Origin of the sequence: Bacillus cereus group sp. MYBK101-2 (genome assembly GCF_051918845.1) — a bacterium.
GTDB classification, from domain to species: Bacteria; Bacillota; Bacilli; order Bacillales; family Bacillaceae_G; genus Bacillus_A; species Bacillus_A paranthracis.
Genome location: NZ_JBQAIE010000013.1, coordinates 102,916 through 120,391, shown reverse-complemented (window position 1 = coordinate 120,391; position 17,476 = coordinate 102,916). Strand labels below are relative to the sequence as shown.

Genomic DNA, 17,476 nt, shown 5'->3' with positions numbered 1-17,476 from the left:
CAACGTAAAAAAGAAGAAGAAGAAAAGAAGAAAATAGAAGAAGAACAACGTAAAAAAGAAGAAGAAAAAAAGAAAGCAGAAGCAGAGGCGCGTAAGGCAGAAACACAACAAAAAGTGTTGGAATCAAATTATAGATCTGCATATGCTACTCATAGTAAAAAACTAACAGATTCTTTAAATCAGACAGGTAATCTTTTGGTAAATAATAAAATTGGGGATGAAGAATGGACGATTAAATTAGCCGCGAGTCTAATTATGTTACAAGATGTAACTCAAAACCCACCAAACGCTCAAGTGCCTGATAAATTCAAAGAAGTTAATAGTTTATATTTGCAGGCTTTAGAGAAATTTAATCAATCTGCGAAGTTAACTCCAGAAGCTTTGGATGAAGGAAATACAAAAAAAATGCAAAGAGCTACAAAGTTAATGAATGATGGTGGAGAAATTCTTAAAAGTGCGAACTCTTTATTAAAAGAAATGATGTAGTTTAATTTATAAATGATAATATGAAAACTACCTATTCATAAAAGAATAGGTAGTTTTTTGTTGTATACTCTACTTTGCTTTTACAGTGGTCTCAATAGATGCAACACTTTCATTATGCAATCGATCAACCGCAGTTACTACATACGTATATGTTTCTCCAGGGATAGCCGTTTTATCTACATAAATTTCTCCAGGCTTTGTCTTTCTTACAGTAGTAAGTAAATTTTTCGGATTTTCTATATTCACTTCACTTTTTCCATTCACGCGGTAAATAGCGTAATAAGCAGAATCATTCTCTCTATTATCAATGATACCTACAGCAATACCTTCATCTCTTGGAATTGCACCTTTTAAAGTCGGTTGTTTTGGTGGATCATGATCAATCCAAGGCATAGAGGGGATTAATGCAGGATATTTATATATGTCTTTTGAGAGTCTATCTTTCACTCCTAGTGGATTGTTATTAATATCTTTCAAGCTAAAATGCATACTACCTTTTATTTCAGGATATAACCGATTTAATTCAATTTGTCTTGGATATTCTTCTGGATTAGACCAAGCTGGGACAGAATTATTATTAATTTTATAGGCTGCCTGACCGATGTATAGGTGGATCGGTTTATTATTTGTTTCTTTTACCCACCAATCTACTAATATGTCATACGCAGCAGGAGTGAAACCTATATTCCAATATATTTGCGGTGTGATGTAGTCAATGTAACCTTTTTGTATCCACTCACGTGTATCAGCATAAAGATCATCAAAGTTTCTTTGGCCGGCAGTTGTGTTAGAGCCAGTCGGATCATCAGCTATATTTCGCCATACGCCAAATGGGCTAATGCCAAATTTTACATATGACTTTTCTTGTTTAATAGCAGTATTTAAATCTCTTACAAGTTCATTTACATTGTCACGTCGCCAATCTTCTATATTTGTAAATTTACCGTTATTATATAATTCGTACGTTTTTTGATCGGGGAATTGTTCACCCGCCACTTTATATGGATAAAAATAATCATCCATATGTAATGCATCAACATCGTAATTTTGTACGATTTCTAAAGCACCTTCAGTTATAAACTTTTTTACTTCTGGAATACCGGGGTTGTAATATAATTTTCCGCCATAAGGTACAACCCAATCCGGGTGCTGTCTTGCAGGGTGATTATTTGATAATCGATTTATATCAGTGTGATTCATCGTTATTCGGTATGGATTAATCCATGCGTGAAATTCTATATTTCTTTTATGTGCTTCTTCAATCATAAATGCTAGTGGGTCGTATCCGGGATCTTTTCCTTGTGTACCGGTAATATATTCAGACCAAGGGCCGTAATTGGAAGGATAAAAGGCATCAGCAGTTGGTTTTATTTGTACAATGACTGCATTCATACCAGTGTTTTTTACATCGTCTAATAATTTAATAAATTCTTGTTTTTGATTTTCAATTGGTAAGCCAGTTTTTGAGGGCCAATCAATATTAAGAACAGATGCGATCCATACAGCACGTAATTCGTGTTTTTTGTACGTAGTAGTTACTTCAGCATAAGTAAAGTGAGGGGAAATGAAAGAGAAAGGGATGAACAAGATGACGATGCAACATATCATAAATAAACGTTTAACGATCATGTATACGCCTCCTTATCATATGATTATCTAAGATAATATACGAGGCAAGGTTGGCCTTGCAATAGAGAAAATTGTATATTGAAACATTAATTTAATAGGAAAAATATTTTTAATGAAATTTACTTTCAGTATAACTAAATTCATTTACTACTTCATATGCTTGTTAGTAAAGTGAAACTTCCTTTCATTTGAAGGGGAATAAATTATAAGTATAGGAGGATTCATAAATGAAGGTTTTGTTCGTTTGTTCTGGAGGAATGTCCAGCGCAATTGTTGTAAACGCTTTAAAAAAGGAGGCGGAGAAAAAGGGTATGAACATGGAAGTGCATGCGATTGGAACAAATGAGGTAGAGGAAGAAGTAAAGAATGGCTGGGACGTTGTAATGGTTGCACCTCAAGTTAGACATCGATTTGATTCTGTTAAAAAATTCGCAGAAGAGGAATCTATCCCGTGCGGTATTATACCGCCGCAAGCATATACACCTCTTGGTGGACCGACTTTATTAAAGACTGTAAATGATTTAATTCGTTAGGGGGAACCGTTATGAATAAGTTTGTCACGTTTCTCGATAAAAACTTATCTGGACCGATGGCAAGACTTTCTGAACAGAGACATTTACAAGCAATCCGTGATGGAGTGATTTCAGCATTACCATTTATCATCGTAGGAAGTTTCTTTTTAATCGTAGCATTTCCACCTTTACCGAAAGATAGTTTCATATCCGTTTGGGCATTAAAGAATCAAACAAGTATATTAATACCATATCGGTTAACGATGTTTATTATGTCTTTATATATAGCATTTGGAATAGGATATAATTTGGCGAAAAGTTATAAACTAGATGCTTTATCAGGAGCACAGCTTGCAGTATGTTCACTGCTATTAACATTAACTCCTGAATTAATTGATAAAAAAGGATTTATGCTTCCGATGACAAATCTCGGAGGTCATGGATTATTCGTGACGATGATTGTTTCTATTTTATCTGTAGAGATTTTAAGGTTTTGTAAGAAGAAAAATGTAATGATTAAAATGCCAGAACAAGTACCGCCATCTGTGTCGCGTTCGTTTGAAGCACTTATACCTGCTGCATTCGTTATTATTATAATGAGTCTAGTAACTGTCGTTTTTAGCATTGATTTACACCATGTTGTTGATAAACTAGCAGCACCATTAGTAAAAGCTGGCGATAGTTACTTCGGTGTAATGATTCCAGTGTTTTTAATTACGTTTTTTTGGTCATTCGGAATCCATGGTGTGTCGGTTGTTGGAACTGTTGCTCGGCCATTATGGGAAGTATATCTAGGGAAAAATGGAGAAGCAGTTGCTAGTGGAGCAGATCAGTTGCCATTTATTTCACCAGAGCCGTTATATCAATGGTTTATATGGATTGGCGGTTCTGGTGCGACATTAGGGCTTGTATTAGCTATGATTGTATTTGGTCGATCAAAATATTCGAAAGCATTATCAAGAACTTGTATTGTTCCGGGTATTTTTAATATAAATGAGCCAGTCATATTCGGATTACCGATTGTACTAAATCCAATTTTAATTATCCCATTTATCATTACACCACTTGTAACGGCAACTGTTGCATATTCTGCAACTGCAATGGGATTTGTAACGCCAACGCATATTATGCCGCCATGGACATTACCTGCTCCAATTGGTGCTTATTTAGCAACAGGTGGGGATTGGCGTGCGATTGTATTAGTTTTTATAAATATAGCAATATCGTTCCTTATATATTTACCATTCTTTAAAATGTACGACAAAAATATGCTTGAAATTGAGAAGAATGGTGAAGGCGAATCTGTTAATCCATAATCTTTATGCTTTAATTTATGAGTGATAGGTATTTTGCCTATCACTTCTTTCACATGAAGTCCAGAGAGGATGAAATGGAATGAATATAAAATTTAGTTATAAAGGTGTATTTTTATTATTATTTGGAGTGATATGTGCGAATTTACTTTTTGTGCCTTTATTAAGAATGCTACATCTATCACAAATGCACAGTATATGGCTTGTTACAAGCATTGCGGCAAGCATTTTGCTTACAGTAGTTGTTTCTTTCATTGATGGATCGTTTGCATCGAAAGCTCAGTTGTTTTTTAGATTTATATTCTTTTCGATCGGTTGTACGTTTGTAACTTACATGATTGTTTTTTAATAAATAGGAGGTCACGCATGTTATGTATATTGCAGGTGTAATGTCCGGTACGTCATTAGATGGAATAGATGTAGCGCTCGTTCGTATAGAAGGGAGTGGTGTAGATTCTAAGGTTAAACTCATCCATTTTACTACAGTTCCATTTCGTAATGATATAAAAAGTGAAATACAACAAGCATTATCAATAGAAAATTCAAATGTCCAACTCATATGTAGTTTAAATTTTAAGTTAGGTTTATGTTTCGCCAACGCTGTAAAAGAAGTTTGTAAAGAGGCCAATTTTTCTTTGGAACAATTAGATTTGATAGGTTCTCACGGACAAACGATTTACCATCAACCAAAGCCAGAAGGGAATATGATAGCTTCCACATTGCAAATTGGGGAGCCTGCAGTAATAGCATATGACACGAACACGACGGTTATCTCAAATTTCCGAACGATGGACATGGCAGCAGGAGGACAAGGTGCACCACTTGTACCATATTCAGAAGTTATTTTGTATCGTGATCCAAGTAAAAATAGACTACTACAAAATATTGGTGGGATTAGTAATGTTACAGTAATACCAAGTCAAAAAAGTGATCAGAACGTTATAGCTTTTGATACTGGTCCGGGTAATATGATAATTGATGAAGTATGTCAAAGGTTATTTCAGTTGCCATATGATCAAAATGGTGAAATTGCAAAACAGGGTAGAGTTGTAGATGAAATTTTGACATATTGTATGAATCATCCATTTTTGAAAATGAATCCACCGAAATCAACTGGTAGAGAACAGTTTGGTGAAGAGTTTGTAAGTCAGTTATTGAAGCGGTATGAAAAGCATAGTAAAGAAAATATATTAACGACTGTCACGATGTTTACAGCAAGTTCAATTGTTCATCATTATAAGGAGTTTATTCTGCCGTATTATGAAATTGATGAGGTAATTTTAGGCGGTGGCGGCAGTTATAATAACACACTTGTTGAAATGATACGGTATGGATTGAAGGATGAAAAATGTACAATATTCATTCAAGAAGATATAGGCTATTCTTCAGAGGCGAAAGAAGCAATCGCCTTTGCCATTTTAGCAAACGAAACGTATCATCGTAATCCGAGTAATGTGCCAAGCGCAACAGGTGCAAAACAATCTGTAGTTTTAGGGAATATAACCTTCCCTCCGTTATGAAGAAAATGAGGTGAACATATATGAAGTATATGATTGGAGTAGATGGTGGGGGAACGAAGACAGAAGCAATCGCCTTTGATCAAGACGGAAAGGAAATTATAAGTGGTAAGAGTGGTTTTGGAAATATATTAATAGATTTTGAAGAAGCTCTTGTGCATATTATGGAAGCGATTGATCATTGCCAGATAAGTGTAGTGAAAGAGCATTGTGTTTGTATTTGTTTAGGATTAGCAGGTATAAGCGGAGCAAATATAAATGAATTAACATTACGTCTAAAAAAGAAGTATGGAATACAAATTGAAGTTTTTAATGACGCAATGATAGCACATGCAGCCGCTTTAGAAGGAAAGGATGGAATTTTAACGATTGGTGGCACAGGTGCGATTTGTCTAGGGAGAAAAGGAGAAGTACATGAGTATAGCGGTGGATGGGGACATATTTTAGGAGATGAAGGAAGCGGATATTGGATTGCATTACAAGCTTTAAAGAGAATGGTAAATCAATTGGATCAAGGGGTTACACTTTGTCCATTAAGCTTAAGAATTCAAGATGAGTTTCAACTTTTGACATCGTCTCATATAAAAAGTCTAGTTTATAGATCTGCAAAAGATAAAGTTGCAGCAATCACACCATTAGTTATTCGGGAAGCTAGAAATGGGAATGATGCTGCACATGAAATTATGATGCAAGCTGGAAAGGAATTAGCAAGGATTACAATAGATGTTTATAACAAGATGCAGTTTGATTTATCAGCTTCCATTGCAGTAAGTGGCAGCATATTGTGTTTAGTTCCTGAAATATATGCTGAATTTAAGAAATGCTGTGAGAAAAGTATGGGAGACGTTACATTTGTACCACAATCAGAACTAGCAGTAAAAGGAACATATTATTTAATGAAGAATAAATATTTTAAAATATAACTGCATGAGAATTTTTGTATGATTTGTAAATATATGATGTTAAAATGTATGAAGGGATGTAGATAAAAAAGTACAATATACATAGTTCTTGAATATTGTATATGTATTCCCATATAGAAAGTGAATGATTACATGATTAATAGTATGCAGTTTTTGTATTTGGTCGCTTCTTATTTATTTGGAAACATATTGACCGCTTATATAGTAACGAAATGGAGACATAACGTTGATATTCGGGATGAAGGAAGCGGTAACCCTGGCGCAAGAAATATGGGGCGTGTATATGGAAAAGGATATTTCATCGCTACATTTTTAGGTGATGCAATTAAAGGGGCAATCGTAGTTTCTATTGCAAAATACCTTTTTGGAGATTCTACATTTGTAATGTTAGCTTTACTGGCTGTTTTACTTGGACATATTTATCCAATTGTATTTAAAGGCAAGGGCGGAAAAGGCATATCAACTTTTATTGGAGGATTAATCGCATTTGATTATTTGATAGCGCTTACTCTTGTTGTTGTTTTCGTTATATTTTATTTAATCTTTAAAGGGTTTACTAAGCCAGGGTTAATTACAATCGCTTGTTTGCCGGTGTGCATGATTTTGTATTCTTACTCTATTGTTACGACTATTTTAAGTGCTCTTATCATTGTACTTATTTTATATGTAAATCGGGAATGAAATGAATTTTTAATAAGTGGAGTTAAGCTCCACTTATAATTTTTATTAAATACATAAAGGAGATTAGGCATGGGGTTAATTTATAAAGTTGCTGATCAAGCTTGGGAATTTGAACGTATACATAAATTGAATTACAAAACATTTGTAGAAGAAATTCCGCAACATGAAGAAACGAAAGAGCGTGTTCGTATTGATCGTTTTCATGATGAAAATACATATTTAATTTGTTTAGATGACGATAAGTTAGTAGGTATGGTTGCGTTGCGAGGGAAACGACCATTCTCATTAGATAATAAAATTTCAAATTTAGATTTTTATTTGCAAGAACATGGAGAAAACGTATATGAAATTCGTTTACTTTCAGTAGAACGTGAATATCGAAATGGAAGAGCGTTATTAGGGTTAATTCGCTTTTTACATCGTTATTTGCTTCTAAATGGATATGAATTGGCACTCATTTCTGCAACAACACGTGAACTGCCTTTATATGAGCAAATGGGATTCAAATCTTTCCATTCGTTAGTTGGTACAGAAGAAGCAGCTTTCCAGCCAATGTATGTTACTCCTGCTATGTTTGAAGCATCGAGTGTTGGTGGGATTATGACGAAAGAATACACATTTTTACCAGGTCCAGTAGATATTGAAGAAAATGTTCGAAAGGCATTTTCTACTAGGCCTATTTCGCATCGTTCTAAGTCATTTCAAGTGACAATGGAAAATGTGAAAAAACGTTTACTACAAATGACAAAAGCAGAACGTGTGCAAATCATGTTAGGAACAGGGACATTAGCGAATGATGCCATTGCTTTACAGCTACGTTCTTTAAACAGGAAAGGACTAGTATTAACAAATGGGGAGTTTGGTAATAGATTAGTTGGACATGCAGCACGCGCGCAATTACATTTTGATACGTATAAAAAGGAAATGGGACAACCATTTATTTATACAGAATTAGAACAAATAATGGAAGCTGGAAAATATGAATGGCTTTGGTTTGTTCACCATGAAACATCTACCGGAATGTTAAATGATTTAGACGAGTTAAATGCATTATGTGAAAAGTATAAAGTGAAACTATGTGTAGATTGCATTAGCTCAATTGGAGCAATACCGATAGATTTAAAGAGTGTATATTTTGCGAGCGGTGTTAGCGGAAAGGCAATTAAATCGTTTACTGGATTATCTTTCGTTTTTCATAATCATAATGTGAAAGTAAACGAGACTTTACCGACCTATATGGACATTGGTATATATGAAGAAAATGAAAGTATTCCATATTCACATTCATGGAATTTAGTTTATGCATTGCAAGAAGCGTTGAAGAGATTTGAAGATGAAAAAGCATTTGCAAAAATTAAAGAGACATATGATTATATGGAAGAAGCTATTACTAATATAGGGTTAAAACTTGTTTCACCTAAAGAATATGCCGCGCCAATTATACTTACGATTCAATTAAATGGAGGGCTTTCTTCTAAAGCGGTCGGTGATGCGTTAGCGTTACAAGGATATATTGTCCATTATGAATCAGCGTATTTACGAAAGAATAATTGGATCCAAATTGCATGCTTAAATCATTATAAAGAACGTGATATGAAGAGGATGTTAAATTGCTTGCAAATGTATGTATTACAGAGTGGGGTACATATATAAAGACTTTTTCATTTCGTATAAAGGAGCTGCGACTTACGAAAACTTAGGAAGAGAACATTGGAAGAGGTGTTAGTATGATAACTAAAAAACTACCATTGCATATAGATGATATTAAAAAAGCTCAAACTATTTTGGACAGAAATGTTCGTAAAACTCCATTAGTAAAATCATTTTATTTGACTAGTAAAACAGGTGGAGAAATTCACTTGAAATTAGAAAATATGCAATTAACAGGTTCGTTTAAATTCCGTGGTGCGTTTAATAAAATGTCACAGCTGACAGATCAAGAAAAAGAGAGAGGAGTAATTGCTTGTTCTGCTGGTAATCATGCGCAAGGAATTGCTTTATCTGCTCATTTACTTGGTATTAAGAGTAAAATCGTTATGCCGATTTCTGCACCGCAGGCGAAAGTTGATGCGACTAAAGGATATGGATCTGAAGTGGTTTTACATGGTGAAACCTTTGATGATGCGAAGGCAAAATGTGAGGAGATTATTAGAGAAACAGGTGAAACATACTTACATCCATATGACGATGTAGAAGTAATGGCTGGTCAAGGTACAATAGGATTAGATATTCTTGATGATATGTGGGATGTTGATACGGTCATTGTACCAATTGGTGGAGGAGGAATTATTTCTGGAATTGCTGTCGCATTAAAATCTTTTAATCCGTCGATTAGTATAATTGGTGTCCAAGCAGAAAATGTTCATGGGATGAAGGCATCTTATGAAAAAGGCAAAATTATAGAACATTATGAGGCACCTACGATAGCAGATGGTTGCGCGGTAAAAATACCAGGCAATTTAACTTTTGAAGTTGTAAAAGAATTAGTAGATGATATTGTAACAGTATCAGAAAAAGAGCTGGAAGTAGCGATGAAAGACTTATTACAACGCGGGAAAGCTGTTGTAGAAGGTGCAGGCGCATTAGCTACTGCTGCTCTACTTGCGGGGAAAGTGGATCCATATATTAAAGGGAAAAAAGTAGTCGCGGTTATATCTGGCGGAAACGTAGACTTGCAGCGCATTTCCAGTGTTTGTGAGCAATTCTTTGTAGCTAATGAAGTGAAATAGTATTTTTTAAAATAGTGTTAAGAATGAGGAGCTAAGAGGATTGATCTTAGCTCTTTTTAATTATACTTGAGCCGAAGTAAATAATGACTCCATTTTTATTTTACTCTTTTCTCGAATTTCAGCATCTGCATGGCGCATTACAAATTTATGCGCAATAGCGATCGCCAAAACATCATCTAATAAGCCAATCCCAATAATAGCAGCTATATCTGGAATGAAATCGATTGTTAATACGTAATAAGATAAAGCGGCTAATATGATGAACTTCGCTTTAGTAGGTAACCCTTTTTTTCTCATTATGTAATATAAAATAATACTTTCATATACGCTAGATTTACCGAGGTTTGCTGAGCTTTTCTTGAATTTTTTCCAAAGTGTCTGTTTTTCCATATAAACACTCCTTTTACAAAAACATAGATTTTTTAAAAGGATTGACAAAGAAGTGGGAAATTAATCAATTTTATTGTCTTTCTTAATTATATATTTCCATAAAAATAGGAGATTATTTGTTCAAAATAATAAAATGTTGGGTATGTAACGATTCGCGGTGTTTTGTTACATAGTATGTATTCGCGATATGGCGGTAATAAATCAGCATACTCTTATGATATTTGGCAATACATAGAAACAGAAAATGTACCTGGTATCGGGAAATATGACCTTAATTTACTTATAGGAAAATAAGTCACTGTCTTGGCTGACTGGAACAGCACAAGAGCAAATAGAAGTGCTAAACAAAATATAATCCAATCAGGAGCTTTTTCAAGTGAGTACATTGAAGATGTTAGTGGAGCATTAACATCGTTAAAAATGGCAGCTAATTTCATTTTACAACTTGATGGATTAGCATATTTTACTACTGATTCAACTTCAGATGCTCAATTTAAATACGATGAAAGAGCACCTTGATTGTAGAGATTGATAGTATGATGAGTATTAACTCAATATCAATACGTCGACTGTTATTCTTTTAACTATGACAACAATTTCTCGACTCCGACGCAATCTATTAACAGAACTTTTAATGAAGGAGCTATTTTAATGGTCTCTTCAATATCTAAATTTCCAAAACCCACTGTATATAATCCGAATCCTTCTTTTCCATCTATATATAGTAATGCTATTCCGCCTTCGTCATCACCAATTGCTAGTGAATTTGGTATATATTTTTGAATATCATGCGCTTCATTCATCTCTATGCAATCAGTAGGGCCCCAAATACGTATGTAAATTTCATTTTTTACATTAATCTCTGCATTTGTACATTGTTGAATTACTTCTAAATAATCTAATGGCACATCTATTGATGAGAACTTTTGTAATTTTTGAATAGCCTCTTTACTCGCTGGTGATTCATAAGCTTCTAATGTGAAGGCCTTATTTAATTTTTCTAGAATATTCATTAATAATCAATCCTTTCTTAACTTTACTTTAAGTTTATCAAGCATTTTATATTGTTGTTCTAAAGTTTCTGAAATGTTTTCTTTAGAAAATCCTGCGTGTTCAAAAGCAGATAGAAGATTTTTTAATTCATCTTGTAAAGCAGAACTCCATTTTCGATTACCTAAGCTTAAACGCCCACCGCGTAATTCTGTGAATTAGAAATTATGGTGTGAGATAATCCTTTTCATGACCCGATAGTCACTGTTGGTGCGAGTTTCTCGACGGATGTAAGACCAGCTACTGCCATTCTAGCCGCTATATCTCTGGCTGATTTTTTATCATCAAATCCTGTTTCCTCTGAACACACATTGCATCTTCTATCATTGTAACATCTTGATCATCTCTGTATTACGGAATTTTTCGGCACTTAGTTTCGAATCTGCTCTTACTTGTATAATTGAATTGATAGATGTAAAAGCATTTGGTCTTGCATCATTAAACCTTTGAATGCACAGTTGATAAGAGGCTCAAATTCATTGAAAACACAAATGCTCTATTTCATTATAGATTCTGTATTTCTTCTAGCATTTCAGGTGTTACTTTGTTTTGAATTATTTTTTCCTCTCTTTTCTCCCATCTTCTTGAAAGTAGTCACTTCGGTGATGGCTTTTTATTTTCTCAGATGAAGCCGATGAGTTTGAGTTTTAGAATTTTATCGTGGTATTATTTATGTAACAAGGGGATGCTGTAAGAAAAAATACAAGTTGAGGGGAAGATGAGAATGGGAATTTATAACTATGAAGCGAAAGAGGATTTGCAAGTAGGAGAAGTTTGTTTAGAACGAGATATTTATGAAATTATAAATTTTTACAAGAAAGGGTCAATAGTTTTATGTGATTCAGTATCTCGTTTCAGTGCGAATTCAGACAGAATGTTTAAAGTGATAAATAGGATAGAAACATATATGCATAAAAATAAAGACTATACATATCAGGTTTCGGATAGGCCCAAGTTGATTTATGTAGTTGAACAGGTAAGATAAGGAAAGCATTCATAACGGATGCTTTTTTCTTTGTTATATAGAATGTACACATTAAACGTGAATTTGAAAGAAATGTATGTAGATGATTTGATTTATTAAACATTTATTAAGCGGTATGGGGGAAGCAAAATGAAAATAATAGAACTACCAATTGAATTCGAATTTAACGGGCAAACACAATGTGTTTATCCAAGTTTAATTATATTACATAATGAATTAACGTTAGTCGATACAGGATATCCAAGTTTTTTACCTTTAATTGAAAATGCAATATTAAAACATGGGTATGAGATGAAAAACTTAAAGAATATAATTATTACCCATTATGATGCTGATCATCTAGGGGCTTTATATGATTTCAAAGTGAAATATCCTCACATTAATATTATTGCTAGTGAAATTGAATCTAACTATATTAGTGGTGATATAAAATCAGAGAGGTTGGCTCAAGCTGAAAAAATGTTAAAACGTATGCCAAATGAAGAAAAAGAATTTGGTAAATGGTTTATACAACAGTTAAAAAATATAAAACATATTTCCGTCGATGAAAAAGTACATGATGATCAAATGATTTTGAATAATGAATGTCAAATAGTAGCAACCCCAGGACATACTTCGGGACATATTTCATTATATTTTCCGAATTTAGATTGTGTAATTACGGGAGATGCGGCTGTTCATGAGAATCGTGAGTTAGTAATAGCTAATCCGAATTTTTGTTTAGATATAGAAAAAGCGGAAGAGTCTTTAAAGAGAATTAAAGACCTTAAAGCTGTAAAGTATTATTGCTATCATGGAGGGGGATTCAATATATAAAATAATAAAAAACTGATCTTTTCTATATAAGAAAGCTCGTTTTTTTAATTCATAGATTCTGCAATTTGAATTAAAGCCTTTACGTTATATTTTCCTTGTATATAGCGTTTGTTACCAATTGCAATTGTGTATTTTAACTCCTTCTGTTACATATGACTGCATTAATTCTTTATCATTTTTGAGCAAAGCATGTTTGAATTCACTGATTACATCTGTTTGAGATTTTGCCGTTATAATTGTGGTGGATTGAAAATATAGTAAGTAAAATATGCAAAAGATCCTTATGAATGTAGTTGTCAATTTTATCACCCTATAACTATATTTCCGTAACATTGAAATATATATGTATAGGGGGGGAGAAGATGAGTTTATTGTTTGATGTAATTGCAGATATCATTTTATTTTATCCTCGAAATGACATGAAATTAAAACATCATATTGCCAAATTAAGCGAATTTGAGTGGTTTCGAAAGTTACACGAAGATACAAAGTATACAAGATTAATTTGGAGTAATAGAAAAGTTAAGAAGTTCATTTTGTCTTCTACTAACATGGAAGCATTAATAAATTCTGAGAAAAAACAAAAAGAACTTGTCCAACTAGTACATGATGAATATAAAAAAAGAAGATAAGAATTTTTTTATTTTTCATATTTGGCGAAACAAATGGTACAATGAAAGCTAATGTGAAAAATAAGGAAAAGAAGTGGTCTATTTGAAAAACTTTTTAGAATTAGGAATTAGTGAAACGTTTAATCATACATTACGTGAAAATGGAATTACAGAAGCAACCCCAATTCAAGAGCAGGCAATTCCTGTTATACTGTCAGGTAAAGATATTATTGGGCAGGCGAAAACAGGAACGGGTAAAACGTTAGCATTTGTGTTACCAATTTTAGAAAAAATCGATCCAGAATGTAGCGATGTTCAGGCTTTAATTGTTGCACCAACAAGGGAACTAGCGCTGCAAATTACAACTGAAATTAAAAAAATGCTTGTTCAAAGAGAAGATATTAATGTATTAGCGATTTATGGTGGACAAGATGTAGCACAGCAATTGAGAAAATTAAAAGGAAATACACATATAGTTGTTGCGACACCAGGACGATTATTAGATCATATACGACGTGAAACAATTGATTTAAGTAATCTGTCAACGATTGTATTAGATGAAGCGGATCAAATGCTTTATTTCGGTTTCTTATATGATATTGAAGATATTTTAGATGAGACACCTGGTAGTAAACAAACGATGTTATTCTCAGCAACGATGCCAAAAGATATAAAAAAATTGGCGAAGCGTTATATGGATGAGCCGCAAATGATTCAAGTACAAAGTGAAGAAGTAACGGTAGATACAATTGAGCAGCGTGTCATTGAGACGACAGATCGTGCAAAGCCAGATGCACTTCGTTTTGTTATGGATCGTGATCAGCCATTTTTAGCAGTTATTTTCTGTCGTACAAAGGTTAGAGCGAGTAAGCTTTATGATAATTTAAAAGGACTAGGTTATAATTGTGCTGAACTTCATGGTGATATACCTCAAGCGAAACGTGAAAGAGTTATGAAGAGTTTCCGCGAAGCTAAAATTCAGTACTTAATCGCAACGGATGTAGCAGCTCGTGGACTTGATGTAGATGGTGTAACGCACGTATTTAACTATGATATCCCTGAAGATGTAGAGAGTTACATTCACCGCATTGGCCGAACAGGACGCGCAGGTGGATCAGGTCTTGCAATTACGTTTGTTGCAGCGAAAGATGAAAAACATTTAGAAGAAATTGAAAAAACGCTTGGTGCACCAATACAAAGAGAAATAATCGAACAACCGAAGATAAAACGTGTAGATGAAAATGGAAAACCGGTACCAAAGCCGGCTCCGAAGAAATCAGGCGAGTATCGTCAAAGAGATAGCCGTGAAGGTTCAAGAAGTGGTTCTAAAGGTCGCACAAGAAACGATTCAAGAAATAGTTCAAGAAATGAAAACAACCGATCATTTAATAAGCCAAGTAATAAAAAAGGTAGTACAAAGCAAGGGCAGCAAAGACGTGGCCGTTAAATATTTATAATTGTAAAGAGTCGCAAAATATTGTGGCTCTTTTTTTGTTTGTATAGAACAAGGATGATGGCAAGAAAAAAACAAAAATTTCATTCACCGTATTTAAAACTTATAAGGGGAATTTTATAGTCCAAAACCAGTAGAACAAGGGTACTACAACCATGTCGTAATTCAAGAACAAGTGCAACTTACGTATGGACAATATTTAATCGGAAAAAATCGAGAGCAAGCAATTCGTACTAGCTCCTCTGATGATGATACGAATTATGAAAAAATCAATTGGTATAACGATATGAAAACATCTTTTGCAAACAAAGAATTGGCCGATTTGGTAAAAGAAATTTGTAACTTTGTTAGTTTTGTTCGATGGGAACTCGAGATGCACAACTGCCATCCTTATTGGGAAATTGCTTACTACGACGATGAAGATAATGCAGTGTGAAGTTAACAAAAGGGATAGGATAGTATGCGAAATAAGAAAAAAGGACTAGCAGTCGTACCTGCCGTCCTTTAATAGGAGAAAAAGTAATCTTGTTTAGAACTACGCATAAACAGAAAATCTGCTTGTAATTAGTTTTGCCATAAATATACGTGTCTATACAAAAAAAGGGATAAGTAAAAAATACTTATCCCCGGAAGGGAACTCCCAAGCACCAAAATGGCTCGTATTGGTCTGCAGGTTCAAAAGTAGTATATGTAAAACAAAAAATCTCATACAAAAAGCAGACAACGATTTTGGTTGTCTGCCAGTGAGTTCAATGAGTTAGCTAATTGTGATAAATTGCATCCCCATTACGAGAAGAGTGAAGCTGCTAGTTCAAACAGCTTGTTGGTATTATTTTCGATTTCTTAAAAAATATACAGAGAAAGCAGATAAGTGAAGAACCTACCTGCTTCTGCTGTAACAAAAGAAAGAAGTATTTGTTTGATCAATGTAATTTGTGGTGTTAACCAATACGAAAACCTTCTTTTTCCTAAAATGAAAGGTGATGATAAGAAGCGTGAGATACGTTTTAAACAAATTGAACGGACGTTAAGAAATAAAAATTTATAAAGGAAATTGGAAGTAGGATGTTGTATATGTATAAAATAGGAAACTTTTTACTAATTAAACATATAATTAAAATAGACCGACAGTCGGTCTGGTTGGAAGGAGAACGTGAATGCGAATAATTAAGGAGTATGAGGAGCGTAGAAAAGAAATTTTAGAAACGGCTGAACGATTATTTCTTACGAAAGGTTATACGAAAACAACAGTGAATGACATTTTAAAAGAGATAGGAATAGCAAAGGGGACGTTTTATCACTATTTTAAATCGAAAGAAGAAGTAATGGATGAGATTATTATGAGGATTATTAAAGAAGATGTTGCTAAAGCGAAAGTAATCGTTTCTAATCCAAATATACCAGTATTAGAAAAGTTATTTCGAGTTTTAATGGAGCAATCGCCAAAATCAGGGGATGTAAAAGATAAAATGATTGAGCAATTTCATCAACCGAATAATGCAGAAATGCATCAAAAAAGTTTAGTACAATCTATTATTCATTTATCTCCTGTATTAACAGAAATTTTAGAACAAGGAATTGAAGAAGGGATATTTTCGACTTCATATCCACAAGAAACGATTGAACTATTACTATCATCAGCGCAAGTTTGACTATGAAAGGTTTTACCTCAATGGTTCATAGCTAGAGAGCTTTAACCTATGTAGTCATTCTATAAGAGGTACTACCTACAAGTCAATAACAATGTAGAATCGATACATATAGATTACTTGCGAGGGTAACCGAATTAGCTGCCGGCTCGTATACGTAAAGTAACTAGAGGGATGGATTATGTAGTTAATCTGTGGAGGATAACTATGTAGTCGATCTCTTTTGCTTTATTCTGAGAAGGTATAACTTCTATAGGAACTACAGAGCAGTCGTCATATTGTGACGAGCTAGTATACTACAGAGGTTAAGACTCGTGGGTAGGGATGATGTAGGAGAGGCTAAGTAGGTGAGCTACAGGGGTGTCTGATGAGGAGACTAAATAGGTAAAACCCCCACCTCGATGCGATCCCTTTTAGCTATCTTCCTGTTAGAATGAATGGTCATTCACCTCAGTAGCTTTCCTTATAGTCTGCTACCTCGTTAGGTACTTCTACACAGTGTATACAATCATGCATAAACGAGTAGGCAAACCCTATTAGTAAAGCATTCCTGTCTAATAAGTATGCAACGAGATAGCATGAATCCTATGCAGATAAATATACAGATGATACCTACTGGGGGTACGTAACTCCTTGTGGCTCTAAGGCTTAACCTCGTTTGGCTACCTCTAGAGTTACGTTCTATAATTAATGTTATGTTAACTAGATAGTCATTACCCAACGAGTCAGCAT

Annotated in this window: 16 protein-coding genes and 5 pseudogenes; 16 read left to right on the top strand and 5 right to left on the bottom strand. The window is 34.0% G+C overall.

Annotation, left to right across the window (positions count from 1 at the left end):
* Positions 1-486 (top strand): annotated as a pseudogene (locus tag ACTFSI_RS21780) (hypothetical protein); the annotation flags it as partial.
* Between the two features lie 69 nt (positions 487-555).
* Here ACTFSI_RS21780 and ACTFSI_RS21775 read toward each other — a convergent pair.
* Entirely contained in the window at positions 556-2,115 is a 1,560-nt protein-coding gene (locus ACTFSI_RS21775; protein ID WP_138322003.1) for a glycoside hydrolase family 10 protein, read from the bottom strand.
* A 227-nt stretch (positions 2,116-2,342) separates the two neighbouring features.
* On the opposite strand from ACTFSI_RS21775, the gene ACTFSI_RS21770 reads away from it, so the two are divergent.
* The 8 genes from ACTFSI_RS21770 (at position 2,343) to tdcB (ending at position 9,790) form a co-directional block, all read left to right on the top strand.
* Entirely contained in the window at positions 2,343-2,648 is a 306-nt protein-coding gene (locus ACTFSI_RS21770) for a PTS sugar transporter subunit IIB (protein ID WP_000865887.1), read from the top strand.
* An 11-nt stretch (positions 2,649-2,659) separates the two neighbouring features.
* The gene (locus tag ACTFSI_RS21765; protein WP_001032281.1) at positions 2,660-3,943 is read left to right on the top strand and encodes a PTS sugar transporter subunit IIC; all 1,284 of its coding nucleotides are present in this window, start codon (positions 2,660-2,662) and stop codon (positions 3,941-3,943) included.
* Between the two features lie 79 nt (positions 3,944-4,022).
* Complete coding sequence (locus tag ACTFSI_RS21760) at positions 4,023-4,289, top strand: hypothetical protein (RefSeq protein WP_001021970.1); 267 nt, start codon at positions 4,023-4,025, stop codon at positions 4,287-4,289.
* Positions 4,290-4,311: 22 nt separating this feature from the next.
* Positions 4,312-5,460: an anhydro-N-acetylmuramic acid kinase AnmK gene (gene anmK / locus ACTFSI_RS21755; RefSeq protein WP_138322002.1), complete on the top strand. Its 1,149-nt coding sequence runs from the start codon at positions 4,312-4,314 to the stop codon at positions 5,458-5,460.
* A gap of 20 nt (positions 5,461-5,480) precedes the next feature.
* The gene (locus tag ACTFSI_RS21750; RefSeq protein ID WP_138322001.1) at positions 5,481-6,380 is read left to right on the top strand and encodes a BadF/BadG/BcrA/BcrD ATPase family protein; all 900 of its coding nucleotides are present in this window, start codon (positions 5,481-5,483) and stop codon (positions 6,378-6,380) included.
* Between the two features lie 132 nt (positions 6,381-6,512).
* Positions 6,513-7,061: a glycerol-3-phosphate 1-O-acyltransferase PlsY gene (gene plsY, locus ACTFSI_RS21745; RefSeq protein WP_044791822.1), complete on the top strand. Its 549-nt coding sequence runs from the start codon at positions 6,513-6,515 to the stop codon at positions 7,059-7,061.
* 69 nt (positions 7,062-7,130) lie between these two features.
* The gene (locus ACTFSI_RS21740; RefSeq protein ID WP_044791820.1) at positions 7,131-8,714 is read left to right on the top strand and encodes an aminotransferase class V-fold PLP-dependent enzyme; all 1,584 of its coding nucleotides are present in this window, start codon (positions 7,131-7,133) and stop codon (positions 8,712-8,714) included.
* Positions 8,715-8,788: 74 nt separating this feature from the next.
* A complete protein-coding gene (gene tdcB / locus ACTFSI_RS21735; RefSeq protein WP_044791818.1) occupies positions 8,789-9,790 on the top strand; it encodes a bifunctional threonine ammonia-lyase/L-serine ammonia-lyase TdcB in 1,002 nt (333 codons plus the stop codon).
* A gap of 60 nt (positions 9,791-9,850) precedes the next feature.
* Here tdcB and ACTFSI_RS21730 read toward each other — a convergent pair whose 3' ends face one another.
* Entirely contained in the window at positions 9,851-10,180 is a 330-nt protein-coding gene (locus tag ACTFSI_RS21730; protein ID WP_044791816.1) for a YkvA family protein, read from the bottom strand.
* Between the two features lie 183 nt (positions 10,181-10,363).
* Here ACTFSI_RS21730 and ACTFSI_RS21725 point away from each other — a divergent pair.
* Positions 10,364-10,712 (top strand): annotated as a pseudogene (locus ACTFSI_RS21725) (N-acetylmuramoyl-L-alanine amidase C-terminal domain-containing protein); the annotation flags it as partial.
* A gap of 52 nt (positions 10,713-10,764) precedes the next feature.
* On the opposite strand, the gene ACTFSI_RS21720 reads toward ACTFSI_RS21725, so the two are convergent.
* Both ACTFSI_RS21720 and ACTFSI_RS21715 read right to left on the bottom strand, forming a co-directional pair.
* Positions 10,765-11,193, bottom strand: coding sequence for an SMI1/KNR4 family protein (locus tag ACTFSI_RS21720; RefSeq protein WP_044791814.1), 429 nt, complete (start codon positions 11,191-11,193; stop codon positions 10,765-10,767).
* A 284-nt stretch (positions 11,194-11,477) separates the two neighbouring features.
* Positions 11,478-11,788, bottom strand: a pseudogene (locus tag ACTFSI_RS21715) (WXG100 family type VII secretion target); the annotation flags it as partial.
* A 166-nt stretch (positions 11,789-11,954) separates the two neighbouring features.
* On the opposite strand from ACTFSI_RS21715, the gene ACTFSI_RS21710 reads away from it, so the two are divergent.
* Together ACTFSI_RS21710 and ACTFSI_RS21705 are read left to right on the top strand one after the other, a co-directional pair.
* Complete coding sequence (locus ACTFSI_RS21710) at positions 11,955-12,215, top strand: hypothetical protein (RefSeq protein WP_000513518.1); 261 nt, start codon at positions 11,955-11,957, stop codon at positions 12,213-12,215.
* Between the two features lie 129 nt (positions 12,216-12,344).
* The gene (locus ACTFSI_RS21705) at positions 12,345-13,031 is read left to right on the top strand and encodes an MBL fold metallo-hydrolase (protein WP_138322000.1); all 687 of its coding nucleotides are present in this window, start codon (positions 12,345-12,347) and stop codon (positions 13,029-13,031) included.
* Positions 13,032-13,160: 129 nt separating this feature from the next.
* Here the strand turns inward: ACTFSI_RS21705 and ACTFSI_RS21700 are convergent.
* A pseudogene (locus ACTFSI_RS21700) lies at positions 13,161-13,364 on the bottom strand (hypothetical protein); the annotation flags it as partial.
* A gap of 29 nt (positions 13,365-13,393) precedes the next feature.
* Here ACTFSI_RS21700 and ACTFSI_RS21695 point away from each other — a divergent pair.
* The 4 genes and pseudogenes from ACTFSI_RS21695 to ACTFSI_RS21680 form a co-directional block, all read left to right on the top strand.
* Positions 13,394-13,663: a hypothetical protein gene (locus tag ACTFSI_RS21695; RefSeq protein ID WP_000054528.1), complete on the top strand. Its 270-nt coding sequence runs from the start codon at positions 13,394-13,396 to the stop codon at positions 13,661-13,663.
* 73 nt (positions 13,664-13,736) lie between these two features.
* Positions 13,737-15,089: a DEAD/DEAH box helicase gene (locus tag ACTFSI_RS21690; RefSeq protein WP_275893779.1), complete on the top strand. Its 1,353-nt coding sequence runs from the start codon at positions 13,737-13,739 to the stop codon at positions 15,087-15,089.
* 181 nt (positions 15,090-15,270) lie between these two features.
* A complete protein-coding gene (locus ACTFSI_RS21685; RefSeq protein WP_070806023.1) occupies positions 15,271-15,531 on the top strand; it encodes a hypothetical protein in 261 nt (86 codons plus the stop codon).
* Positions 15,532-16,252: 721 nt separating this feature from the next.
* Positions 16,253-16,744 (top strand): annotated as a pseudogene (locus ACTFSI_RS21680) (TetR/AcrR family transcriptional regulator); the annotation flags it as partial.
* Positions 16,745-17,476: the final 732 nt, after the last annotated feature.